Origin of the sequence: Magnetospirillum moscoviense, assembly GCF_001650635.1 — a bacterium.
Lineage (GTDB): Bacteria > Pseudomonadota > Alphaproteobacteria > Rhodospirillales > Magnetospirillaceae > Magnetospirillum > Magnetospirillum moscoviense.
Genome location: NZ_LWQU01000119.1, coordinates 19,540 through 41,981, shown reverse-complemented (window position 1 = coordinate 41,981; position 22,442 = coordinate 19,540). Strand labels below are relative to the sequence as shown.

Below are 22,442 nucleotides of genomic sequence, written 5' to 3'. Positions count from 1 at the left end.
GCGATGATGGGCAACATCACCTTGATGGAGTTTCTGTCTGCCGGCCGCGAGGTGGCGGGCCACAAGCCCTGGCCGCGCTTCCAGCTGGATGCCCGCACCTGGCGCAAGCTGGCCGAGCAGATGACGGTGTCCAACTGGGAAATCATGGCCGAATGGGGCGAGCCGGCCGAGGTGCACGTCCTGCTGCGCGGCGAGGATTCAGGCGCCATCGCGGTGGCGTCGCATCCTTGCCCCGACGGCAAGTTCTTCGCCCTGGGCCAGGCGCGACCATCGGCGATCCGGCTGGAGCGGGCCATCCGCGACCTGTGGGGCCTGGTGCCCGAGGGGCTGGAGGACCAGCGCCCGTGGCTGGAACATGGCCGCTGGGGCGTCAAGCACCCGCTGGGCAAGCCGCGCGAGGCCGAGGCCAAGGCCACCACTTATCGCTTCCACACCGCCGAAGGCGACGGCCTGCACCAGATCCCGGTCGGCCCGGTCCATGCCGGCGTGATCGAGCCCGGCCATTTCCGCTTCCATTGCCAGGGCGAGACGGTGGTGCGGCTGGAACAGCGGCTGGGTTATGTCCACAAGGGCATCGCCGGCCTGACCGCCGGCAAGCCGCTTCATGATGCCGGCCGCATCGTGGCCCGCGTCTCGGGCGATGCCACCGTGGCCTATTCGCTGGCCTTCGCCCGCGCCGTCGAGGCGGCCCTGGGGCTGGAGCCGCCGCCGCGCGCGGTATGGCTGCGGGCCTTGATGGCCGAGTGCGAGCGCATCGCCAACCATCTGTTCGACATCGGCGCCATCTGCAACGACGCCGCCTTCTCGATCATGCTGTCCCATCTGGGCGCGCTGCGCGAGACGGTGCTGCGGGCCAACGCCGCCTGTTTCGGCCATCGCCTGCTGATGGACCAGATCATCCCCGGCGGCGTCGCCCGCGACCTGCCCGACGATGGCCCTTCCATCCTGCACCACGCCCGGCATGCGGTGAAGAAGGGCTTCCACCGCGCCATGCAGCTTTACGACGAGACGCCGTCTCTGTTGGACCGCACCACCGGGACCGGCTTCCTGTCCGGCGCGCTGGCGCATCGTTTCGCCGCCGGCGGCTTCGTCGGGCGCGCCTCGTCGCGCGGCCAGGATGCCCGGCGCAATCCCGGCTATCCGCCGTACGAAGACCTGACCTTCACCGTGCCGGTGATGAGCGACGGCGACGTCCATGCCCGCCTGATGATCCGCGCCGAGGAGATCAAGGCCTCGTTGTCCCTGATCGAGCAGATCCTGGCCGCCATGCAGCCCGGCCCGATCGCGACGCCGGTGGCCCTTCGCGGTGCCGGCGAGGGGGTGGCGGTGGTCGAAAGCTTCCGCGGCGACGTGGTGGTGTGGGTGCGGGTGTCGGAAGCCGGCAAGATCGTGCGGCTGCATGCCCACGATCCGTCCTGGTTCCAATGGCCGCTGCTGGAAGCCGCCATCGAGGGCAACATCGTCGCCGACTTCCCGTTGTGCAACAAGTCGTTCAATTGTTCCTATTCGGGCCAGGATTCGTGACATGCCGCTGATTCCGCCGATCGCCCGCATCATCGCCCGCCACCTGCTGCGCGGGCCGCTGACCATGAAGGGCGCGCCCGATCCCGATCCGGCCGGGCTGATGGAACTGGGCGATAGCCTGGGCGATCTGTCGCGCGCCCGCCTGGGCCGCAGCCTGGCGATCCGCGCCGTCGATGCCGGCAGCTGCAATGGCTGCGAGCTGGAAATCCACGCCGTCAACAATCCGGTTTACGACCTGGAACGCTTCGGCATTCGCTTCGTCGCCAGTCCGCGCCATGCCGACGTTTTGCTGGTCACCGGTCCGGTCGCCTGGAACATGGCCGAAGCCCTGCGCCGCACCTATGACGCCACGCCCAACCCGCGCTGGGTGGTGGCGATGGGCGATTGCGGGCGTGACGGCGGCTGCTTTGCCGGTTCCTATGCGGTGGCGGGCGGGGTGTCGGCCATCGTGCCGGTCGACCTGCACATCCCCGGCTGTCCGCCGACACCGACCGCGCTGCTGTCCGGCTTGCTGGCCTTGCTGCAGCGGGTGGACGGAAGGTAGGGGATCATATCGCGAAGGTTTTTTCCGCCTGGCGGATCTGGCCGATGCCCTGGATCATTTCCGAGGCCATGAAGTCGGCGCGTTTGACCGGGCCGCCCATGTTGGGGCGCGGGAACATGCGGGCGAAGGAATTCATCTTCACCGTCAGGCCGCACAGCACCGATCCGATGGTGACGTGATAGCGCTCGATCAGCGTCTTGACCTGGCGGAACTCTTCCTGGTTCAGGTTGCCCCACATCTCGCGGGTGCGCGTCTCGAACACTTCCAGGCGGCCGGTGATGGCCGCCGACATGTTGTTGATGGTGTCCTCGATGGTGTCGCAGGTCTTCATCAGACCGGCATCCTGCCTGAGCTGGAAATGGGTGCGGATCGGCTTCATCGATTCGACGCAGGCGGTGAAATAGGGTTCCAGCCGGTCCAGGCAGTGGCGGAAATAGGACAGCGACAGGAAGGTGTCGCCGTAATCTTCCAGGAAGCGCGGCACCTCGAAGATATCGATGTTCAGGCTGGAGGCCATCTGTTCCAGCCGCTGGCGAGCCTTGCGCACGTCGGGGTCGCGGAACAGCTGCAGCAAATCCTCGTAGGTATTGACGTTCACCGCCTCGTCGGCATAGATCAGCTTCAGCAGCGGCCGGGTGAACATCATCATGTACTTGGTCAGCTCGGCGGCCTTGTCCGGCGACAGCTTCAGGGCGGAATAATCGTTCACCGGAATGCCGTGCTCGCGCAAGGAAATGCGCAGCGAATAGACGTCGTAGCTGGGCAGCAACGCCAATCGACGCAAGACGGCGTGATCGGGATGCAGTTCGATATCCGGCCAATTGAACATGCGCGGCAGGCTATCGATATCGACCTGGCCCGACCCGGTCTGGGCGTCTTGGAAGATTTCGATCACGCTCTTCAGGCGCACGTTCTTGATCAGCTTGGCGCTTTGCAAAGCCGGCGTCTGCAACGGAATGATCGACAGCGGCAACACGAACATGGAATCCATGTCGCTGTCGGCTATCGCACTAAGCTCTTCGTCCATCGAACCCCTGTTGCACTGACTTGTTCAAAAAGCACACTGACCCATTGAACAAGTCAGTGCACCATCCATCGATCTCGTGGCCCGAAGCCGGTTGCGCGGCCATATTGCCGTGAAAAGTGATCGTGGGAAACTGCGAAATTACCGCGATTATATAAGGACATTTTAATGTGACGCGGTATATTGGGGCCAGCGTCACCCCGCCCGAACCGGAGGACCCTTCCCGTGACCCGCGCCCGACTGATTGCTTTCGCCCTGGTGGCGACGTTTCTTGTCTCTGTCGCCCAGGCGGCCGACATTCGATTCTTTCAGTTGGGAACCGGTCCGACCGGCGAGACGCGCTTTCCCATCGGCGGCCTGATCGCCAACGCGCTGTCGAACCCGCCGGGTTCGCGCGAGTGCGAGAAGGGCGGCAGCTGCGGCGTGCCGGGCATGGTGGCGGTGGCCAAGTCGACCGGTGGCTCGATCGCCAATGTCGAGGCCATCGGCGCCAAGCGGCTGGATGCCGCCCTGGTCCAGGCCGATATCGCCTATTGGGCCTATCACGGCTCGGGCATCTACAAGGCCAAGGGTGCGGTGCAGAACCTGCGCGGCATCGCCATGCTGTATCCGGAAAGCATGCACCTGGTCGCCCGCAAGGATGCCAAGATCAAAAACGTGCGCGACCTCAAGGGCAAGCGGGTGTCGTTCGGCGAAAAGGATTCCGGGTCGCTGGTGCATGGCCGCATGCTGTTGACCGCCTATGGCGTGGTCGAGAATCAGGTCAAGCTGTCGTTCCTGAAGCCCGGCCCGGCGGCCGATGCCATGGCGAACGGCCAGTTGGACGCCATGCTGGTGGTCGATGCCTATCCGGTCCCGACCGTCGCCGAGTTGGCCAAGACCACTGCCATCGACCTGGTGCCGATCTCGGGCCCCGAGGCCGAGAAGATCCTGTCCCAGATGCCGTTCTTCCAGGTCGGCAGCATCCCGGCCGCCTTGTACGAAGGCGTCCACGACGCCAACCTGACACTGGATGTCGGCGTCGCCCTGGTCACCGGCGCCGAGCAGCCCGACGCCCTGATCTACGACATCACCAAGGCGCTGTGGCAGCCATCGACCCAGAAGCTGCTGGCCGAGGCCAACAGCCGCGGCCGCCTGATCAAGCTGGACGCCAAGGCGATCGCCCGCATGGGCATCCAGCTGCATGGCGGCGCTTCCAGCTATTATTTCGATGCGGGGATGACGCCTTAACGGGGGCATCCGCGCCCTGGGCCTATTTCTCGGGGTGGACGTCCAGGAAGACTTTGGCCTCGAAGACGATGTAGGCGTCGATCATGGCGCGGTAGATGTTCTCGATCAGCGTCGGATCGCAGCCTTCTTCGTTGGCCAGATGGCGGACCTTCGAGATCACCTCCTCGATGCGGTCGCGATCGACCACCTGATGCTTGGTCGCCTTGAAGTTGGGGGCCTGGGCGACATAGGTGGCGCGCTCGGCCAGCAGCGGCACGATCTGGCGATCCAGGCGGTCGATATGGGCGCGGACGTCGTTCAGGTCCTTGCAGTGGGCCATTTCTAGCTCTCCTTAGTACGCATACTCGGCAAACAAGGGGTCGACGCTCCCCTGCCAGCGGCCGTTAAAGGCTTCCAGCATCTCCTCGGCCGGCGTCCGGCCCGATTGCAAGATGGCCATCAGCGGCTCGAGATAGATGCTTTCGTCACGGCCCGATTCCGAGAGGCGGGCACGGTTCTTCAGGCCGATCGCCGCCAGGTCCAGCACGTCTTCCCCGATCTCTTCCAGGCTGCGGCCGCCGACGCGGGCGGACAATCCCTCGCGCGGGACGGCGGTGCGCAAGCTTTCGCGTTCCTCGATCGACCAATCCTTGACCAGATCCCAGGCGCCATCCAGGGCGGCGGTGTCGTAAAGCAGGCCGACCCACAGGGCCGGCAGGGCGCAGATGCGCCGCCACGGACCGCTGTCGGCACCCCGCATTTCCAGATATTTCTTCAGACGCACTTCCGGGAAGGCGGTGGTCAGATGGTCCATCCAATCGCCGATGGTCGGGACCTGGCCGGGCAGGGCCGGCAGGCGGCCATTCATGAAATCCCTGAACGACTGGCCCGAGGCGTCGATGTACTGGCCGTCGCGATAGACGAAATACATCGGCACATCCAGCATGTAATCGACATAGCGTTCGAAGCCGAAGCCCGGCTCGAACACGAAAGGCAGCATGCCGCAACGGTCGGGATCGGTGTCGGTCCACACGTCGGAGCGGGTCGACAGCAGGCCCGACGGCTTGCCCTCGATGAAGGGCGAACTGGCGAACAGCGCGGTGGCCAACGGCTGCAGCGCCAGCGAGACCTGGAACTTGCGCACCATGTCGGCTTCCGAGGCGAAATCCAGGTTGACCTGCACGGTGCAGGTCCTCAGCATCATATCCAGCCCCTTCGATCCGCGCTTGGGCATGTAGTCGCGCATGATGCGATAGCGGCCCTTGGGCATCCAGGGCGTGTCCTCGCGGCGCCATTTCGGCTGGAAGCCGACGCCCAGGAAGCCGATATCCAAGGGGGCGGCGACGTCCTTGACCTGCTTCAGGTGGGTATAGGTCTCGACGCAGGTCTGATGGATGGTTTCCAACGGCGCGCCCGACAATTCCAGCTGCCCGCCCGGTTCCAGCGTCACCGACGAGCCGGTATCGTCGATCAGGGCGATCAGGGTGCCGTTTTCCAGCACCGGGCGCCAGCCGAAGCGCGACAGGCCTTCCAGCATGGCGCGGATACCACGCTCGCCCTCATAGGCCAGCGGGCGCAAATCGTCCATGGTGAAGCCGAACTTCTCGTGCTCGGTGCCGATGCGCCAGGCCTCGGCCGGCTTGCAGCCCGATTCGATGTACTCAACCAACTGACGCTTCGACGTGATCGGCTCGCCGCTGGGTTTGGCCGGTGCGGACATGGGATTCCTTGACAAGTGGGGGGCGGCACCGCGCTGTGCTGACCAGCAAACGCCTTCGCGTCCGCAGCGTCAAGCGTCCATTTGGAGACGGAAACCGCCGCCGTCAATGGGCGGACGAGGGTTCCGGGCGGCCCAGTGTGGTCTTGGCGGGGACGGTTTCCGGGTCGCGCAACACGTAGCCGCGCCCCCACACCGTCTCGATATAGTTGTCGCCGCCGGTGGCGGTGGACAACTTCTTTCTGAGCTTGCAGATGAAGACGTCGATGATCTTCAATTCGGGCTCGTCGATGCCGCCATACAGGTGGTTCAGGAATTGCTCTTTGGTCAGGGTCTGGCCCTTGCGCAAGCTCAACAGTTCCAGGATGCCGTATTCCTTGGCGGTCAGGTGCAGGGGCTCGCCTTCGGAATCCACCGTGCGCTGATCCAGGTTGACCGCCAGCTTGCCGGTCTTGATCACCGACTGGGCGTGGCCCTTCGAGCGGCGCACGATGGCCTGGATGCGGGCCACCAATTCGCCCTTGTCGAACGGCTTGGTCAGGTAATCGTCGGCGCCGAAGCCCAGGCCCTTGATCTTCTTGTCCGGCTCGGTCAGCCCCGACAGGATCAGCACCGGCGTCTCGATGCGCGATGACCTGAGTCGGCGCAGCACCTCGTAGCCGTCCATGTCGGGCAGCATCAGATCCAGCAAGATGATGTCGTAATCGTAGAGCTTGCCGATTTCCAGCCCGTCCTCGCCCAGCGCGGTGGAATCGACCACCATGCCTTCGGCCTTCAGCATCGTCTCGATCAACTGGGTCATCATCCGGTCGTCTTCGACCACCAACACGCGCATCGTGGCAATCCCTGTTCGGCGGGGTCCATTGAGGATGTGGTAACCTTCGCGGGCGTATATTAACCATTTCCGGCGGCTGTTGTTAACCTCTTATCAAGATTCGCTCCAAACGATGAAATTTCTCGTCCGAAACGTGGTCACCGACATCGAGCGCGTCACCGGCATCCAGGTCTATGGCCGGGTGGCGGCGGTGCAGGGCATGCTGATCGAGGCCGGCGGCGTGCAGCGCCAGATATCGGTCGGCGACCGCTGCCATGTCATCGCCCGCGATGGCCGCCGCGTGCCGTGCGAGGTGGTGGGGTTCCGCTCGGGGCGCGCCCTGTTGATGCCGTTCGTGGCCATCGACGGTGTCGGCCTGGGCTGCCGCACCGAGGTCCAGGATTCCGAGCCGGTGATCTATCCCGAGCCCCATTGGCTGGGCCGGGTGATCAACGCCTTTGCCCAGCCGGTGGATGGGCTGGGGCCGTTGCCGGTCGGCGACGAGGCCTTTCCCATCCGCGCCCGACCGCCCTCGGCCCATTCGCGCCAGCGGGTCGCCGGCAAGGTCGATCTGGGGGGGCGCTCGGTCAACACCTTCCTGACCATGTGCCGCGGCCAGCGCATGGGCATCTTCGCCGGTTCCGGCGTCGGCAAAAGCTCGATCCTGTCGATGATGACCAAGAATACCAGCTGCGACGTCGCGGTGATCGGGCTGATCGGCGAACGTGGCCGCGAGGCGCGCGAATTCATCGAGGACGATCTGGGTCCCGAGGGCATGAAGAAGGCCGTGATGGTGGTGTCCACCTCGGACGAAAGCCCGCTGATGCGCCGCCAGGCCGCCTATGTGACGTTGGCGGTGGCGGAATATTTCCGCGATCAGGGCAAGGACGTCTTGTGCATGATGGATTCGGTCACCCGCTTCGCCATGGCCCAGCGCGAGATTTCCCTGTCGGCGGGCGAGCCGCCGGCCTCGAAGGGCTATACGCCCACGGTGTTCGCCGAATTGCCGCGCCTGCTCGAGCGGGCCGGCCCCGGCACCGCCAAGGGCTCGATCACCGGCCTGTTCACCGTGCTGGTCGATGGCGACGACCATAACGAGCCGATTTCCGACGCGGTGCGCGGCATTCTGGACGGCCACGTCGTGCTGGACCGCGCCATCGCCGATCGCGGCCGCTATCCGGCGGTCAACGTGCTGCGCTCGGTGTCTCGAACCATGCCGGCCTGCAACAACGAGCAGGAAAACGCTCTGGTCAGCAAGGCCCGGCGGCTGATGGCCACCTACGAGGACATGGCCGAGCTGATCCGCCTGGGCGCCTATCGGCGCGGCACCGACCCGGCGGTGGACGAGGCCATCCATTATTACCCGCAACTCGAGGCCTTCCTGGGCCAGAAGAAGACCGAGGCCAATTCGCTGCAGCAATGCTACGCCATGCTGGCCAACATCCTGGGCATGCCGTTCGACGGCGACGGGATGGGGGGGCGCTAGTCCATGGCCAGGAACGCCAAGGGCATCAAGACCCTGATCCGACTGTCGAAGTTCAATGTCGATGAAAAGCGTCGGGTGCTGACCAGCCTGCAGACCGCAGAAGACCAGATCCTGGCCGACATCGATCATGCCGAGCACCGCCTGATCGAGGAACAAAAGATTGCCGCCGCCGACGCCACCGGGGTCGGCTATCTGTATGGGGCCTATCACCGCGCCTGGCGCGATCACAGGAACGAGCAGGACCGCGCCCTGATGAACGTGCGGGCCCAGATCGAGGCGGCACGCGACGATTTGGCCGAGGCTTACCGTCAACTCAAGACCTACGAGGTCACCCAGGCCAACCGCGAGAAGCTGGAGCGGGAAGAAGCCGACCGTAAGGAACAGATCTTCCTGGACGAGGTCGGCATGACCCAGTTCCGCCGCCGGGAAGAGGCGGCGAACGAGGGGTGACCAGCGTCAAGGCGTGACTGGCCGAATATCACTACATCGTGATATTCAAGCGCCGCCGGAGTCCGCCGCCATGCCCCGCCGTTTCGTCCATCGCCATCAAGAGCCGGTCCACCCGCGCACCTGGATCAAGGCCGCGCTTGGCGGCCTGATCGGTGTCGGCATGGTGGCGATGCTGGGGGAGTGGAGCGGCCTGCCGCTGCTGGTGGCGCCGCTGGGAGCGTCGGCGGTCCTGTTGTTCGGCATGCCGGACAACCCGCTGTCGCAGCCGGCCAATCTGATCGGCGGCCATCTGATCGCCACCACCCTGGCCCTGCTGCTGGATGCCTGGCTGCCCAACAGCTTTTGGACTATGGCGTTGGCGGTGGGGCTGGTGATCGGCATTCTGGGAATGGCGCGCCTGACCCATCCGCCGGCCGGGGCCGACCCGATCGTGGTGATGATGGCTCATCCCGGCTGGGACTTCCTGTTGACTCCGGTGTTGGCCGGCACCGTGGCCCTGGTGCTGCTGGCTCTGGCGATCCATCGCTTGCCGCCACGGGTGGTTTATCCGCTGCCGGTCGGCCGATCGGGCTGAGCGGCGAAAAGCCGTGTACAGCGTCGGGTCCGCTGTGCTTCTTAAGGGGCGTCTTCGTCCGCTTGCCAAGTGATACCCGCACCCGTGACCCAACTGACCGCCTATCTCGCCGCCGAAGGCTTCGAGGCCGACCTGGACCAGGAACTGGCCGGTGCCGCCGTCTCGCGCCGGCATGGCCGGCTTGTCCTGACCGAGGGGCCGGCAATCGCCGCCGCCTGGGCGGCCAATATCTGGCACGATGCCCGCATCATTCCCATCGCCTCGATCGGCGAGGGCGCCAAGGCGTTGCGCGCCATCCAGCGCAATTGGTGGCCCTATGCGCCGACCCTGCACCGCCGCACCGCCTTGATGGTGGAAAAGCTGCCCAAGGTGTCGGCCAAGCCGATCACCTTCGGCCAGCCGGCCCCCACCGCGCCGCTTGGTTCGTTCACCTTGCTCGACGAGTCGACCTTGCTGGCCGCCGGCCATTGCTCCAGTGCCTTCCCCAACGGCGAGCTGAATTTCGTCGAGGACCGGGTCAATCCGCCCAACCGCGCCTATCTCAAGCTATGGGATGTGTTCACCCGGCTGGGTGTCCGCCCCGCCCCCGGCGAATTGTGCGTCGATCTGGGCGCCTGCCCGGGCGGCTGGACCTGGGTGCTGGCCGGACTGGGGGCCAGGGTGATCAGCGTCGACAAGGCGCCGCTCGATCCCAGGATCGAGGCGATGGAGGGCGTGATGGTCCGCAAGGAAAGCGCCTTCGGTCTGACCCCGGCCGATCTGGGGCCGGTCGATTGGCTGTTTTCCGACGTCATCTGCTATCCCGAGCGGCTGCTGCGCCTGATAGAGCGTTTCATCGCCGCCGGCACGGTCAAGAATTTCGTCTGCACCATCAAGTTCCAGGGCGAAACCGACCATGCCATGGCCGCCGCCTTCGCCGCCATCCCCGGTTCGGCGGTGATGCACCTCTCCCACAACAAGCACGAACTGACCTGGGTGCGGTTGGCCACAGTTGCCTTGCCCGACGGGACGGTTTAAACCTTCCCTGTGCATTTCCGCCCGCCTGCAGGGGTACCATGTCCAGCGCAACCCTTCCGCCGCCGATCGACATCGACGCCGACACCAAAAAGGCCATCATCGAAGGCCTGAAAGCGGTGTTGGCCCTTTTGCAGCGGGCCGGCGTGGTCGATGGCCAGCTGACCTATCAGATGCTGATCGCCAGCCCCGAGGCGCTGGATGCCTTCATCACCGCCTTCATCGCCAACCGGGCCGTCTGCGACGTGGTGGTCAAGGCGGCGGACGGCAAGCCGGTGCGCGACGAGTCCCAGGCGCTGGTCTGCGGCGTCAGCCTGAACCAGATCCAGCAATTGCTGGTCCGCACCTGCGCCAAGAAGATGTTCGAGTCCGAGAAGACCGAGCAGGTCGTGACCGAGACGGTGACCAAGAAGGCGCTGTTCGGCCTGATCACCAAGACCGAGCAGGTCGAGGTCACCCGCATGGGCCACGATCCGGTGGAAGAGCGCAAGCTGCGCCATCTGGCCAATTACATCGCCTTCGGCTGGCAATTGCCGCTGCTGTCGGCCTATCGCCAGCACCTTTCCTATCCGCAGATCATGGAGCTGGGCGAGGACGTCCTGGCGCTGCGGACGGTCGAGGCGATCGCCGCCGTCGGTCAGTTCCCGCCGGAAATGCTGAAGAAGGTCCGGGCCGCCGCCGGCGAGGATTTCGTCGATATCCTGGTGCACCGGCCCCAGGCCATCGCCGGCGTCGCGGTGTGGAACCGCGACATGTACGATTTCTATCGCAAGCTTCTGGGTGACAGCGCCTGGGATTTCTTCGCCCGCGACAAGGCGTTCTTCAACGTGGTGGCGGCGTTGGACAAGAGCTCGGCCAAGATCTTCGGCGATGTCTTGTGCTGGATCGCCGCCGAGAATCTGGAAGACCTCGAGCGGTTGAACATCGACAAGCTGGAAGTGCTGGTGACCTCGATGCGCTCGGCGTTGGGCAACAAGCTGCCGATGGTGGTCGGCAATCCCAACTTCTCGAAGGACATCCTGCGCAAGGTGGTCGATAACATGCTGCACATGAACCAGGAGAAGGACAAGCTGATGGCGTCCTTCTCGCTGACCTTCAAGGCCATGGTCCCCACCATCAACGAGTGGCTGGCCAAGCAGCCGCACCATTGACATGGCCGCGTTGGCGCAGGGGCTCGTCGGCCTGATCGGACTGGTCGGCCTGGCCTGGCTGATGTCGGAAGACCGCCGCCGCGTGTCGTGGCGCGTCGCGGCGGCCGGCCTGGCCGCGCAGTTCCTGATCGCCGCCTTGCTGCTGAAAGTGCCGGCGGCGCAAGGCCTGTTCCTGGGCCTCAACCGCATCGTCGATTCCTTGCAGGCCGCGACCCGGGCCGGCACCTCCTTCGTGTTCGGCTATATCGGCGGCGGCGCCGCGCCCTATGCGGTGGCCGACCCGGCCTCGTCCTTCGTGCTGGCCTTCCAGGCCTTGCCGCTGGTTCTGATCATGAGCGCGCTGTCGGCCCTGCTGTATCACTGGCGCATCCTGCCGGTGGTGGTCAAGGCGATGAGCTGGGCGCTGGAGCGGGCCATGGGGCTGGGCGGTGCGGTCGGGGTGTCGTCGGCGGCCAACGCCTTCGTCGGCATGGTCGAGGCCCCCTTGCTGATCCGTCCCTATATTTCCGTGCTGTCGCGGGGCGAGCTGTTCGTGGTGATGACCGGCGGCATGGCCACCATCGCCGGCACGGTGATGGTGCTGTACGCCACCTTCCTGGCCGGCGTGGTGCCCGATCCGGTCGGCCACCTGCTGACCGCCTCGCTGATCAGCGTGCCGGCGGCGGTGATGGTGGCCAAGATCATGATCCCCGACGATTCCCGCACCGGTGGCGGCGAGACCCCGGCGGCCTATGGCGGTTCGATGGACGCGGTGGTCAAGGGCACGGCCGACGGCGTGCAATTGCTGATCAACGTCATCGCCATGCTGATCGTGCTGGTGGCCCTGGTGTCGCTGGCCAACGGCGCGCTGTCGTTGTTGCCCGATTGGGGCGGCCAGCCCTTGACGCTGCAGCGGATGATGGGCTGGCTGATGGCGCCGATCGTTTGGCTGATGGGCATTCCGGCGTCCGAGATGGTCACGGCCGGGGCCCTGATGGGCACCAAGACGGTGCTGAACGAATTGTTGGCCTATCTCGACCTGGCCCGGCTGCCGCCCGAGGCGCTGTCGGTGCGCTCGCGCATCATCATGACCTACGGATTGTGCGGATTCGCCAATTTCGGCTCGCTGGGGATCATGATCGCCGGGCTGTCGGCGATGGCGCCCGAACGTCGCGACGAGATCGTCGCCCTGGGCGGTCGATCGGTAATTTCCGGTACTCTCGCCTCGTGCTTGACCGGAGGTATCGTCGGTCTGCTGCTTTAGGACCGTCTCAAGATCGTTAGCATCCGTTTACATCGGCTTGAGGATGCTGCATCTTGCCAAGGTCATGACAGTCGCCACCGCCGCCACGCGTCTCCTCGTCATCGAGGACAATCCCGGAGACCAGCGCCTCATCGAGATAAAACTCGCCGAGGCGATGGTGCCGTGGCGTGCCGATTGCCGTGCCACCTTGGCCGAGGGCGCGGCGCTGGCGCCATTGCCGGACTATATCTGCATCCTGGCCGACCTGGGCCTGCCCGACGCCTCGGGGTTGGAATCGGTGATCCGGCTCAAGGCGGTGGCGCCCGACACCGCCCTGGTGGTGCTGACCAGCCTGGACGACGAACGGGTGGCGCAAGACGCCATCCGCGCCGGCGCCCAGGATTACGTGGTCAAGTCGCTGGCCGGCCTGGAATTGCTGCCCCGCGTCATCCGCCACGCGGTCGAACGCCAGCAGGCGCAAAAGGCGCTGGAACTGTCGCACCACACCACCCAGGCCCTGCTGGATGCCAGCCATGATTTCGCAGCACTTCTGGATGCGAACGGCGTGGTCATCACCGTCAACGCCCAGGCCGCCGAGACCCTGGGGCGCCGGCCCGACGAGCTGGAAGGCCAGGACGTCTTCACCTTGATGCCGAAGGCCCTGGTCGAGCGGCGCCGCGATTTCTTCGCCCAGGCCCTGGCGGCCGGGCGCACCATCGAGTTCGAGGATAGTGACGGCCCGCGCTGGTTCGCCGGCCGGTTCCTGGCGGTGGGCTCGCCCGACGACCGCCGCTGCGCTTTTTTCCTGCGTGACATCACCAGCGAGCGCAACGCGGCGGAAGTCCTGGCCGAGGCCAAGGAAGAGGCCCAGTTGGCCAACCGGTCGAAGACCGAGTTCATGGCGCGCATGAGCCGCGACATCCGCACGCCCCTGAACGACGTCATCGGCTTCGCCGAGATGATCCATTCCGAGATGCTGGGGCAGATCCAGCCCTCGGGCTATCGCGACTATGCCGACAGCATCTTGAATTCCGGCTCGCAGATCCTGAAGCAGCTGGACCGCATCACCGATCTGTCGATGCTGGAAACCGCCTTGTTGAAGGATCAGGCCTCGTACCGCGACCTGGTCGAGCTGTCGCCCGACCTGATCTGCGTCTGCGTCGATGGCGTCATCGAGCGCATCAACGCGGCCGGCCTGGGCATGCTGCGGGCCCCCTCGGAATCGGCGTGCGAGGGCAAGGAATTCATCGATTTCGTCCACCCCGATTTTCGCGGCGTGCTGGCGACCGGCATCGAGGCCTTGTTCAACGAGGATCATCCGGTTCCGGTCAAGATCACCACCTTCGCCGGCCGCACCCGCGACGTCGAACTGAACGCGGTGCCCTTGAAGCGGGACGGCCAGACCGCCGCCCTGGTGGTCGGGCGCGACACCACCGAGGTGACGGCGGCGATGCGGGCGGTCGCGGCCCGTGAACACCGCATCCGCGCCATCATGGACACCGTCCTGGACGGCATCCTGACCATCGACGAGGACGGCATCATCGTCAGCGCCAATTTGTCGGTGGAACGGATCTTCGGCTCGTCGCTGGCGGAACTGATCGGCGCCAATGTCGCGGTTCTGATGCCCGAATCGGCCGATTTTCGGGTCTATCTGCACGGACAGGGCAACATGGCCGTGGGCACCGAGGTTTTGGGCCGGCGCAAGGACGGCTCGCTATTCCCGATCCATCTGGCGGTGTCGGAACTGCGCCTGGATAATCGCCGCCTGTTCACCGGCACCATCCGCGATCTGACCGAGAACAAGCAATTGGCGCAGCGCGTGGCCTATCTGGCCAACCACGATCCGCTGACCGATTTGCCCAACCGCACGCTCTTGATCGATCGTCTCGGCCAGGCCTTGGGCCTGGCCCGCACCAGCGGCCACCATGTGGTGGTGATGACCATCGACCTGGACGGCTTCACCACCGTCAACGATTCCATGGGGCACGAGATCGGCAACGCCGTCCTGCGCGAAACCGCGCGGCGGCTGTCGCAAGTGGTCGGCGGGTTGCAGGGCACCGCGGCGCGGCTGGCCGGCGACGAATTCGCCGTGGTGGTTTCCGGCCTGGATGGATTGGCCGACGCCACCCGCATCACCGGCACCGTCCAGGATGCGCTGCTCGAGCCGTTCCTGCTGCAGGGCCACGAGATCAGCCTGCCGGTGGATATCGGCATCTCGGTGTTTCCGCGCGACGGCGACGAGGCGCTGGAACTGCTGCGCAACGCCGAAATGGCGCTGCACCAGGTCAAGAAGCGTCCGGACGAGCGGCTGGGCTTCTTCGACGCCGCCATGAGCTTCGCGGTCAGCGAGCGCATGACCCTGGAACGCAGCTTGCGCGACGCCCTGAAGGTCGGCCAGTTCGAGCTGTTCTACCAGCCCCAGGTCAAGCTGAAGGAGATGCGCCTGGTCGGTGCCGAGGCGCTGATTCGCTGGCGTCACCCCGAATTGGGGATCATCGGCCCCGACAAGTTCATTCCCGTCGCCGAACAGACCGGCCTGATCGTCGAGATGGGCCGCTGGGTGCTGGAAAGCGCCTGCGCCGAATTGCGCTCGTGGGATAAGCAGGAGCTGCCGCCCTTGCGCCTGGGGGTCAACATCTCGGGGCGCCAGTTCCACGAGGCCGATCTGGCCGACACCGTGGCCGGCGTCATCGCCGATTCCGGCATCAATCCGCGCCAGCTCGACCTGGAACTGACCGAAAGCATGCTGATGGCCGACGGCGAATCGACGCTGCGGTTGTTGCGGCAATTGGCCGACCTGGGGGTGTCGCTGTCGATCGACGATTTCGGCACCGGCTATTCGTCGCTGGCCTATCTCAAGCGTTTCCCGGTCAACACCGTCAAGATCGACCGCGCCTTCGTGCGCGACCTCGACCATGACGAGGACGGGCGGGTGATCGCCAACGCCATCATCTCGTTGGCCCATTCCCTTTCGCTGTCGACCATCGCCGAGGGTGTCGAGACCGAGTCCCAGGCCGCCTTGCTGGCCCGGCACGGCTGCGACGAGATTCAGGGCTACCTGATTGGCCGGCCAGTGCCGGCGGCGGACTTTGTGGCTTTCGCGCGTTCTTTCAACGGTACAACGGCCATCGCCGGAAAATCATAGGAGTGGGGCCATGACCGGGACGGTGGTGATCGTCGAAGACAATGCCATGAACATGAAGTTGCTGGAGCAGGCGCTGACCATCGCCGGCTACGGCACCGTCAAGTCGCAAGACGGCGACGGGCTGGTCGAGATGACCGCCAATTCGGGCGCCAAGCTGATCTTGATGGATATCCAGCTGCCCCGGCAGTCGGGCGTCGATCTTTTGAAGCAGTTGAAGGCGGACGACCGCACCGCCGCGGTGCCGGTGCTGGCGGTGACCGCCTTCGCCGATCCGGAATCGGTGGCGGCCTTCATGAAGGAAGGGTTCGACCAGGTGATCACCAAGCCGATCTCGATCCGCAAGCTGCTGGACGAAGTGGCCCGCTATTGCGCCGAGGAGTAATCCCAAATCCGAATGACCCATTCGGATTTTGTATGAGCTACCAGCGCAGCACGCCGCCCAGCGGCTTTTTCTTGGCCTGATCGAAGCCGCGCTTGGTCACCAGCACCCATTCGTTGACCTGCATGAAACGCGGCGCCAGGAACTGGTACAGGTCGCGGATGCGCAAGACGTTCTCGTCCGACTTGACGACATAGACCGACTTCCACACCGGGAAGTAATCCTCCCACGGGATCATGCGGCGGTGCAGTTCGTCGCGGGCCGAGCGGATATAGTCGGTCTGGTTGTCGATGTTCTTCAGCATGGCCAGGATCTCGCCGGTCTGGGCGTCGATCTGGTCGAAATTCTCCTGGAATACCTTCAAGGCGCGCTGGCACAGGCGGGCGACCTGATCGACCGTCTCGATCATGCCGCGATCCGAGCCGTAGAGGCGACGCAGGCCCTGGACCTTGTCGTCGATCTTCTTGATTTCGGTGAAGACGTCGCGTTCGGCCTCGATATAGGCCAACTCCTTGGCCAGGGTCTCGATGTAGGTGACCACCTCTTCGCGGCGGTCGCGGCCCAGGCCCAGTTCCTCGGCCGCTTCGGCGAAGGCCAGGTTGATGTTCTTCTTGACCTGCGGGTCCTCGGCGACCTGCGCCAGTTCCTCGGGCGAGGTGAAGATGTGTTCGTCGCCGGTCAGCCAGGTCACCAACTGCATGGTCAGGCGCTGGCGGGCGATGCGGCGGTGGCGGTCGGTCGGCTCCCACGACGCCTCGCGGGTAGTGACTTCCTTGGGCAGCACGTCGCCGGGCTTCAAGCCGCGCACATATTGCAGGCCCTCGGCGATCTTGTTCAGCAGGCGACCGTCGGCGGAATCCTCGGTCAGGCCGAACTCGCGTTTGATGCCGTCGAAGGCCAGGATCGCCTCGTTGCCGGCCATCTTCAGCACGACCGCCGCTTCGCCGGTGTCGGTCAGTCGGAAGTACAGCTCTTCGAACGAGGCGAAGAACTTGTGCTCGAACTTGATGGCGTTGTCATCGCCACCCTGCGATTTTGCCGGATTCGCTGTATTCGCTTCGTCCGCCGCTGCCATACCTGAAAGTCCCCGATCACCCACGCGCATCCCGCCGGCCGGCCCCCAAGCCGGTCACTGGTCGGCGCTAGTATGCCGGGGCCGCGTGTCGCGGACAAGAGGCCTACAGGTCGGCCTCGACGAACAGATGCCCTTCCCGACCATGGACATAGCCGTTCGAGAATTCCGCCCGTGGGCACAAGGCGGCCAATTGGTCGGCGGCATCGGCCGGTTCGACGGCGCCGTCCAGCACGGCGCGGTACAGGGCGGCCACCGCGACCATGTCGACATTCTGTGGCCACAGGCGGAACCGGTTGATGCCGCGGGCTCGCAAGGCCGGCAGTTCGTGCAGCAGGTCCAGGTAATGGTACGACATGGTCTGGGTGCCGTTGACCGCCAGGAACGGCTCGTCGTCCAGGGTATCGACGGCCATGCCGTCGGGGTCTTCGGCGCAGACGTACTGGCAGCCATCCTTGGCCAGGTTGCGCGAGCGCGCATGGTAGCAGCGGGCGGAAATGGCCAGCGGCAGCCGGCCGAAGGCCTGGATTTCGATCTCGCCCTTGGCGGCCCCGGCCAGGGTGACCAGGATGTCGGCCGGCAGTTCGGCCGGGAGGCAGGTGCGCACCGCGCCCAGCTCTTCCAGAGCGGCCAGGGTGCCCTCGTTGTAGATGTTCAACAGCGGCCCGGCGACGAACGGCCGGCCGGCCAGCATCGAGGCGACCGAGATGTCGTTGGCCTCGACCAGGAAGCCGGCATCGGCGGTGGCCAACTGGCGGGCCTCGTTCGCCTCGCGCTCGGTCATGATCAGGGCCAGCGACGACAGCACCACCTCTTTGCCGGCGCTGGTCAGGCGCTCGATCACCTCGGGCAGGACCGGGGCCAGGAACGGCGTGCGCTTCGAACACACCACCTCGCCGACGCAGACGGTATCGACGCACGCTTCGTCGGCGATGCGGAAATAGAAGTCGCGAAAGGCTTCGGGGCGCCAGTTGAACAGAACAGGACCCAGGGTCAGTTTGGCGGGATGGGTCAACGCCAGGTCCTCTCGTAGGCGCCGGTGGTCTGGCGGCCGCCCTCGGTGATGCGGTCAAGGTCGATGTCGGGCATGGGCCGTCCGGCCATGACCGCATCGACGCCCTGGCGGAAGGCCTGGACCACCGCGGCGACATAGGCGCGGCCGCGCTGGCGGCCCTCGATCTTGAAGGCGGTGATTCCGGCCTTGATCAACTCGGGCAGCATGGCCAGGGTGTTGAGCGAGGTCGGTTCCTCGAACAGGTAGCTGGTCTTGCCGTTGGCGATGAAGCGGCCCTTGCACAGGGTCGGATAGCCGGCCGGCTCGCCTTCGCCGAACTTGTTGATGGTGAAGCCGGCCAGTTGCGAGGTGATGCCGCCGGCTCGTTCCTCGTAGCGGACGTGGCTGGCCGGCGAGCAGACGCCGTTCATGTTGGGCGACTGGCCGGTGGCATAGGACGACAGGGCGCAGCGGCCTTCCGCCATCACGCACAGGCCGCCGAACACGAACACCTCGGTTTCGACCGGGGCGATGGCGGCGTTGACGGTGGCGATTTCCTGCACGGTCAAGACGCGCGGCAGCACCACCCTTTTCACCCCGAAGCGTTCGGCGTAGAAGCGGATCGAATCGGGGTTGGACGCCGCCGCCTGGACCGACAGGTGCAGGCGCAGATCGGGGTGGTGGTGGGCGGCGTGGGCCAACAGGCCGATATCGGCCAGGATCACCGCATCGGCCTTCAGCCGTGCCGAATCGGCCACCGCCTGGTGCCACAAGTCCGGGCGGCCGGCGCGCGGGAAGGTGTTGATGGCCACCAGCACCTTGGCGCCGTGGTCATGGGCAAGCGCGATGCCTTCCTCCAGTTCCTTGCGGCTGAAATTCAGGCCGGGGAAGTTCCGCGCGTTGGTCTCGTCGCGAAAACCGACATAGACGCAATCGGCGCCGGCTTCGACGGCGCTTTTCAGCGCGGCCGGGGTGCCGGCCGGGCAAACCAGCTCGGGGCGAACCAACTCGGTCATCAGGCGTGGCCCCGCCGCGACGCCTTGCGCAAGGCCTTGACCTCGGCTTCCAACTCAGCGATGCGAGCGTCGCGGGACGCAGCACCCTGAACCGCCGGGGCAATCAGCGACTGGCGCAGTGTCTCGATGCCCGAGCGGACCGAATGGGCGGCTTCCAGGGCGGCGTCGGCCAGGCGCCGCGCCGGGTTGGCGAACGGGCCGAGCGCGCTGGTCAGGTCGGCGATCAGATCGATGCCGGCGCCGTCGATGGCATTTCTCAGCGCCACCACCACCTCGGTATCGCCCTCGATGACCAATTGGCGCGAGAAGAACAAGGCGTCGCCGTCGACCTTGCCCTCGGCCAGGGCGATCAGGGTCTCCAGCGGGCCGCGGATGGTGGCGTGCACTTCATCGGCATCGACGAAGCGGCGCACGGTCAGGCGCGGCTCGGCCGGATTGGGTTCCAGCAAGATGGCGAAGGGCAGGTCGATGGGGTCGATGCAGACGACGCGGTCGCCATAGGCTTCCAGCCGTTCCAGGATGTCGGGGTGCTGGCGGCGCACCACCCGCAGCATGGCGTCGAACAGCGGCTGCAGCAGGGCGGGGCGAAGCGGCTTCAGGGCCAGCCCCAGCAGCAGCACGGGCGAGAAGGGCGGGGTCATCGGCTTGGCACCCGGCCGGTACTGCCCTTCCATCATGTCGCTGGCCATCATGTCCCTGGTCCTTCCGTCGGATGGGCGATCATGGGGACGGTCATAGCCCCCCTCATTGACCGCCGTCAAGCCACAGCTCCCAGGGGGCCAGCCTTAGGTCTCTCTTGGAGAGCAGGGGGCTGATGGGCTAGAAATGAAGGGCGGAGGTTTTTGCCAGCGATGATTGTCGATATCGACCTTTCCCCCCTGACCGTCATGGTGATCGACGACAGCCGGTACGCGCGCTCGTTCATGAAGTCGGCGCTGCAATCCTTCGGCGTGCGCACGATCCTCGAGGCCGGCGATGGCCCGACGGCGCTGCAGATCCTGGCCGACAACAAGGTCGATCTGATGCTGGTCGATCACGACATGGACCCGATGGACGGCGTCATGCTGACCCGTTTCATCCGCGAGGGTCATGTGCCGTCGTGCAAGACGACGCCGATCATCATGGTGTCGGGCTTTGCCGAGATGGAAAAGGTGATGGATGCCAGGAACGCCGGGGTCAACGAATTCCTGGTCAAGCCGGTGTCGGCCGATTCGATGTTCCGGCGCATCCGCAACGCGCTGATCAATCCGCGCCCGTTCGTCGATGTCGCCTCTTATACCGGCCCGTGCCGCCGCTCGGTCGAGCGCGACATGCCGGACGGCGGCAACCGCCGCCGCAATCCGCCCCTGCCCAAGCCGCCGCCCTTGATCGCCTTGCCGCCGGGGGTGGCGCAGCAGACCATCCGTCAGGCGGTGGCGCAGGGGCAGTCGGCGGCGCCCGGCGCTTCGGAAAAGACCTCGCGCCGCCGTTTCGCCGCCGGCGAGGTCATCTTTTCCGAGGGCGAAGCCGGCAACGAGGCCTATGTCATCGAATCCGGCCGGGTCATCATCTTCAAGGATGTCGATGGCCAGAAGGTGGCGTTGGGCGAACTGGGCGCTTCGGGTGTGTTCGGCGAGATGGCCCTGATCGATGACGAGCCGCGCATGGCCTCGGCCGAGGCGGCTGCTCCCACCGTCTGCCTGGTCCTGCCCAAGGCGACCTTGAAGGCGCAGTTGAATCGCACCCCGGACCTGGTCATCCTGGTGGTCGAGACGCTGCTGCACGACATTCGCAAAATGGGACGCGAATTGGTCGAGGCCCGCGCCCGTCTCAAGCACAAGCGCGGCGGCTGACCGCATCACACAAAGGGGGCGGTCATGCTGACGGTGCTGGTGGGTAACATCAAGGGCGGCTGCGGCAAGACCACCATCGCCACCCATCTGGCGGCTTCCTTCGCCCTGGCCGGTTTGCGCACCGCCATCGGCGATTGCGACCGGCAGCGTTCGGCGCTGAACTGGCTGCGGCGCCGGGGCGAGCGCACACCGTCCATCGAGGGGCTGGACTGGTCCAAGGATGTCGGCAAGCCGGCCAAGGGGCTGGAACGTCTGGTCATCGACGCGCCGGCGGCGATGCACCACAAGGATGTCGAGGATCTGATCGACATCTCGGACATCGTGGTGGTGCCGGTGCTGCCCGGCGCCTTCGACGAGGATGCCACCGCTCATTTCCTCAAGCGTCTGGCCGAGGTCAAGGCGGTGCGCAAGAACAAGCGGGTGGTCGCCATCGTCGGCAACCGCCTGCGATTGGGGACCAAGGTGTCCGACCATCTGGACGGCTTCTTCGCCCAACTGGGATTTCCTGTGGTGGCCCGGCTGCGCGACAGCCAGATCTATCCCAACCTGGCGGCGCTGGGCCAGACCGTGCTGGAAGCCCCCGACCGCCGCTCGCGCGATTATGCCGCCGAATGGGCGCCGCTGCTGCGGCTGGTCGAGAAGTAGGGCTCGCGACACGAAAACGGCCGCACCCCCAGGGGATGCGGCCGTCGCGTTTGCCGGATCGGCGACGAAGCTTACTTCTTCGCGCTCTTCACGAAGGCTTCGCGGATCTCGTCCATGTTCTGGGTGAAGCGCTTGTTCAACAGGTCGAACGCCTCGTTGTTGGCCTTGGCGATCATCTCGGCCAGTTCGCGCATGTTGGACAGCGAACGCTCGAAGGCGTCCTTGGCCAACTCGGTCTGCTTGGCGGCCTTGTCCTGCGGAGCGCCCGGCTCGGCGATGTCCTTGGTCGCCTGGGACACTTCGTCCATGGTCTGGCGCAGGATCTCGGCCTGACGCTTCAGAACGGCCTGCAGGCCCTCATAAGCCAGACGGTTGGCCTGGGTCAGGGCCTCGATGTTGCGGCGCTGGCTGCTCACGAGGGTCTCAACGTCAACGCCGGGGACCTTGAAGTCACCCATGTACTTGGTGATGTCGAAATCGAACAACTGCTCGGGCTGCTGCTTGCTGGCCATGACACGTCTCCAACCTGCGGGGGGTATGTTGCGGTGCAGCGAAACATACGCGCGCTTGTGCTGTTCGTCAACAAAATGAGTCGGTTGGGTCGTGCGGGCAACCAAACCGCATGGGGGT

The 22,442-nt window shown here is 65.5% G+C and carries 22 protein-coding genes; 13 read left to right on the top strand and 9 right to left on the bottom strand.

Translation table 11 applies throughout. The features are described 5' to 3' along the window. The first annotated feature begins 3 nt into the window (after positions 1-3). Complete coding sequence (locus A6A05_RS22080) at positions 4-1,524, top strand: hydrogenase large subunit (protein ID WP_281193241.1); 1,521 nt, start codon at positions 4-6, stop codon at positions 1,522-1,524. 1 nt (position 1,525) lies between these two features. Beyond that, positions 1,526-2,068, top strand: coding sequence for an NADH-quinone oxidoreductase subunit B family protein (locus A6A05_RS06185; RefSeq protein ID WP_068498497.1), 543 nt, complete (start codon positions 1,526-1,528; stop codon positions 2,066-2,068). A 4-nt stretch (positions 2,069-2,072) separates the two neighbouring features. Here A6A05_RS06185 and A6A05_RS06180 read toward each other — a convergent pair whose 3' ends face one another. Then, entirely contained in the window at positions 2,073-3,095 is a 1,023-nt protein-coding gene (locus A6A05_RS06180) for a hypothetical protein (RefSeq protein WP_068498495.1), read from the bottom strand. 222 nt (positions 3,096-3,317) lie between these two features. On the opposite strand from A6A05_RS06180, the gene A6A05_RS06175 reads away from it, so the two are divergent. Then, on the top strand, positions 3,318-4,322 hold the full coding sequence (locus A6A05_RS06175; protein WP_068498493.1) for a TAXI family TRAP transporter solute-binding subunit: 1,005 nt from the start codon (positions 3,318-3,320) through the stop codon (positions 4,320-4,322). A gap of 22 nt (positions 4,323-4,344) precedes the next feature. On the opposite strand, the gene A6A05_RS06170 is transcribed toward A6A05_RS06175, so the two are convergent. From A6A05_RS06170 to ctrA, 3 genes are all read right to left on the bottom strand, one after another. Continuing rightward, positions 4,345-4,641, bottom strand: coding sequence for a chorismate mutase (locus tag A6A05_RS06170; protein ID WP_068498491.1), 297 nt, complete (start codon positions 4,639-4,641; stop codon positions 4,345-4,347). Between the two features lie 12 nt (positions 4,642-4,653). Beyond that, the gene (locus tag A6A05_RS06165) at positions 4,654-6,021 is read right to left on the bottom strand and encodes a glutamate--cysteine ligase (RefSeq protein ID WP_068498489.1); all 1,368 of its coding nucleotides are present in this window, start codon (positions 6,019-6,021) and stop codon (positions 4,654-4,656) included. 103 nt (positions 6,022-6,124) lie between these two features. Beyond that, positions 6,125-6,853 (bottom strand): response regulator transcription factor CtrA, encoded by a 729-nt coding sequence (gene ctrA, locus A6A05_RS06160; RefSeq protein WP_068498488.1) that lies wholly within the window; start codon positions 6,851-6,853, stop codon positions 6,125-6,127. Between the two features lie 112 nt (positions 6,854-6,965). Between ctrA and fliI the strand changes: the two genes are divergently transcribed. From fliI to A6A05_RS06120, 8 genes are all read left to right on the top strand, one after another. Then, on the top strand, positions 6,966-8,318 hold the full coding sequence (fliI, locus tag A6A05_RS06155) for a flagellar protein export ATPase FliI (protein ID WP_068498486.1): 1,353 nt from the start codon (positions 6,966-6,968) through the stop codon (positions 8,316-8,318). Between the two features lie 3 nt (positions 8,319-8,321). Beyond that, the gene (locus A6A05_RS06150; RefSeq protein ID WP_068498484.1) at positions 8,322-8,768 is read left to right on the top strand and encodes a flagellar FliJ family protein; all 447 of its coding nucleotides are present in this window, start codon (positions 8,322-8,324) and stop codon (positions 8,766-8,768) included. Positions 8,769-8,838: 70 nt separating this feature from the next. Then, on the top strand, positions 8,839-9,342 hold the full coding sequence (locus A6A05_RS06145) for an HPP family protein (RefSeq protein ID WP_068498482.1): 504 nt from the start codon (positions 8,839-8,841) through the stop codon (positions 9,340-9,342). 84 nt (positions 9,343-9,426) lie between these two features. After that, entirely contained in the window at positions 9,427-10,359 is a 933-nt protein-coding gene (locus A6A05_RS06140; protein ID WP_068498480.1) for an SAM-dependent methyltransferase, read from the top strand. 38 nt (positions 10,360-10,397) lie between these two features. Continuing rightward, entirely contained in the window at positions 10,398-11,507 is a 1,110-nt protein-coding gene (locus A6A05_RS06135; protein WP_068498478.1) for a hypothetical protein, read from the top strand. 1 nt (position 11,508) lies between these two features. Beyond that, on the top strand, positions 11,509-12,750 hold the full coding sequence (locus A6A05_RS06130; protein ID WP_068498476.1) for a NupC/NupG family nucleoside CNT transporter: 1,242 nt from the start codon (positions 11,509-11,511) through the stop codon (positions 12,748-12,750). Positions 12,751-12,793: 43 nt separating this feature from the next. Then, positions 12,794-15,874: an EAL domain-containing protein gene (locus tag A6A05_RS06125; RefSeq protein ID WP_068498473.1), complete on the top strand. Its 3,081-nt coding sequence runs from the start codon at positions 12,794-12,796 to the stop codon at positions 15,872-15,874. A gap of 10 nt (positions 15,875-15,884) precedes the next feature. Next, the gene (locus tag A6A05_RS06120; protein ID WP_068498471.1) at positions 15,885-16,256 is read left to right on the top strand and encodes a response regulator; all 372 of its coding nucleotides are present in this window, start codon (positions 15,885-15,887) and stop codon (positions 16,254-16,256) included. 37 nt (positions 16,257-16,293) lie between these two features. On the opposite strand, the gene A6A05_RS06115 is transcribed toward A6A05_RS06120, so the two are convergent. The 4 genes from A6A05_RS06115 to ubiT form a co-directional block, all read right to left on the bottom strand. After that, a complete protein-coding gene (locus A6A05_RS06115) occupies positions 16,294-17,328 on the bottom strand; it encodes a hypothetical protein (protein ID WP_068498468.1) in 1,035 nt (344 codons plus the stop codon). A 103-nt stretch (positions 17,329-17,431) separates the two neighbouring features. Then, entirely contained in the window at positions 17,432-18,340 is a 909-nt protein-coding gene (gene ubiV, locus A6A05_RS06110; protein WP_068498466.1) for a ubiquinone anaerobic biosynthesis protein UbiV, read from the bottom strand. Beyond that, complete coding sequence (gene ubiU / locus A6A05_RS06105) at positions 18,337-19,335, bottom strand: ubiquinone anaerobic biosynthesis protein UbiU (RefSeq protein ID WP_068498465.1); 999 nt, start codon at positions 19,333-19,335, stop codon at positions 18,337-18,339. The genes ubiV and ubiU overlap by 4 nt, the downstream gene beginning before the upstream one ends. Beyond that, entirely contained in the window at positions 19,335-20,027 is a 693-nt protein-coding gene (ubiT, locus tag A6A05_RS06100) for a ubiquinone anaerobic biosynthesis accessory factor UbiT (RefSeq protein ID WP_245644210.1), read from the bottom strand. The genes ubiU and ubiT overlap by 1 nt, the downstream gene beginning before the upstream one ends. A gap of 159 nt (positions 20,028-20,186) precedes the next feature. Here ubiT and A6A05_RS06095 point away from each other — a divergent pair, with 159 nt between their 5' ends. Together A6A05_RS06095 and A6A05_RS06090 are read left to right on the top strand one after the other, a co-directional pair. After that, positions 20,187-21,167, top strand: coding sequence for a cyclic nucleotide-binding domain-containing protein (locus A6A05_RS06095; protein ID WP_068498463.1), 981 nt, complete (start codon positions 20,187-20,189; stop codon positions 21,165-21,167). 24 nt (positions 21,168-21,191) lie between these two features. After that, positions 21,192-21,812, top strand: coding sequence for a ParA family protein (locus tag A6A05_RS06090; protein WP_068498461.1), 621 nt, complete (start codon positions 21,192-21,194; stop codon positions 21,810-21,812). Between the two features lie 71 nt (positions 21,813-21,883). Here A6A05_RS06090 and A6A05_RS06085 read toward each other — a convergent pair whose 3' ends face one another. Further along, entirely contained in the window at positions 21,884-22,324 is a 441-nt protein-coding gene (locus A6A05_RS06085) for a phasin family protein (protein WP_068498459.1), read from the bottom strand. Positions 22,325-22,442: the final 118 nt, after the last annotated feature.

Excerpts from the sequence above, each read along its gene's own strand:
- A6A05_RS06145 (WP_068498482.1), top strand. The coding sequence starts at position 8,839 with ATGCCCCGCCGTTTCGTCCATCGCCATCAAGAGCCGGTCCACCCGCGC.
- A6A05_RS06120 (WP_068498471.1), top strand. The coding sequence starts at position 15,885 with ATGACCGGGACGGTGGTGATCGTCGAAGACAATGCCATGAACATGAAG.
- A6A05_RS06185 (WP_068498497.1), top strand. The coding sequence starts at position 1,526 with ATGCCGCTGATTCCGCCGATCGCCCGCATCATCGCCCGCCACCTGCTG.
- A6A05_RS06135 (WP_068498478.1), top strand. The coding sequence starts at position 10,398 with ATGTCCAGCGCAACCCTTCCGCCGCCGATCGACATCGACGCCGACACC.
- A6A05_RS06095 (WP_068498463.1), top strand. The coding sequence starts at position 20,187 with ATGATTGTCGATATCGACCTTTCCCCCCTGACCGTCATGGTGATCGAC.
- ctrA (WP_068498488.1), bottom strand. The coding sequence starts at position 6,853 with ATGCGCGTGTTGGTGGTCGAAGACGACCGGATGATGACCCAGTTGATC.
- ubiT (WP_245644210.1), bottom strand. The coding sequence starts at position 20,027 with ATGATGGCCAGCGACATGATGGAAGGGCAGTACCGGCCGGGTGCCAAG.
- A6A05_RS22080 (WP_281193241.1), top strand. The coding sequence starts at position 4 with ATGATGGGCAACATCACCTTGATGGAGTTTCTGTCTGCCGGCCGCGAG.
- A6A05_RS06085 (WP_068498459.1), bottom strand. The coding sequence starts at position 22,324 with ATGGCCAGCAAGCAGCAGCCCGAGCAGTTGTTCGATTTCGACATCACC.
- fliI (WP_068498486.1), top strand. The coding sequence starts at position 6,966 with ATGAAATTTCTCGTCCGAAACGTGGTCACCGACATCGAGCGCGTCACC.
- A6A05_RS06130 (WP_068498476.1), top strand. The coding sequence starts at position 11,509 with ATGGCCGCGTTGGCGCAGGGGCTCGTCGGCCTGATCGGACTGGTCGGC.
- A6A05_RS06115 (WP_068498468.1), bottom strand. The coding sequence starts at position 17,328 with ATGGCAGCGGCGGACGAAGCGAATACAGCGAATCCGGCAAAATCGCAG.
- ubiU (WP_068498465.1), bottom strand. The coding sequence starts at position 19,335 with ATGACCGAGTTGGTTCGCCCCGAGCTGGTTTGCCCGGCCGGCACCCCG.
- A6A05_RS06150 (WP_068498484.1), top strand. The coding sequence starts at position 8,322 with ATGGCCAGGAACGCCAAGGGCATCAAGACCCTGATCCGACTGTCGAAG.
- A6A05_RS06090 (WP_068498461.1), top strand. The coding sequence starts at position 21,192 with ATGCTGACGGTGCTGGTGGGTAACATCAAGGGCGGCTGCGGCAAGACC.
- A6A05_RS06125 (WP_068498473.1), top strand. The coding sequence starts at position 12,794 with ATGCTGCATCTTGCCAAGGTCATGACAGTCGCCACCGCCGCCACGCGT.
- A6A05_RS06170 (WP_068498491.1), bottom strand. The coding sequence starts at position 4,641 with ATGGCCCACTGCAAGGACCTGAACGACGTCCGCGCCCATATCGACCGC.
- A6A05_RS06165 (WP_068498489.1), bottom strand. The coding sequence starts at position 6,021 with ATGTCCGCACCGGCCAAACCCAGCGGCGAGCCGATCACGTCGAAGCGT.
- A6A05_RS06180 (WP_068498495.1), bottom strand. The coding sequence starts at position 3,095 with ATGGACGAAGAGCTTAGTGCGATAGCCGACAGCGACATGGATTCCATG.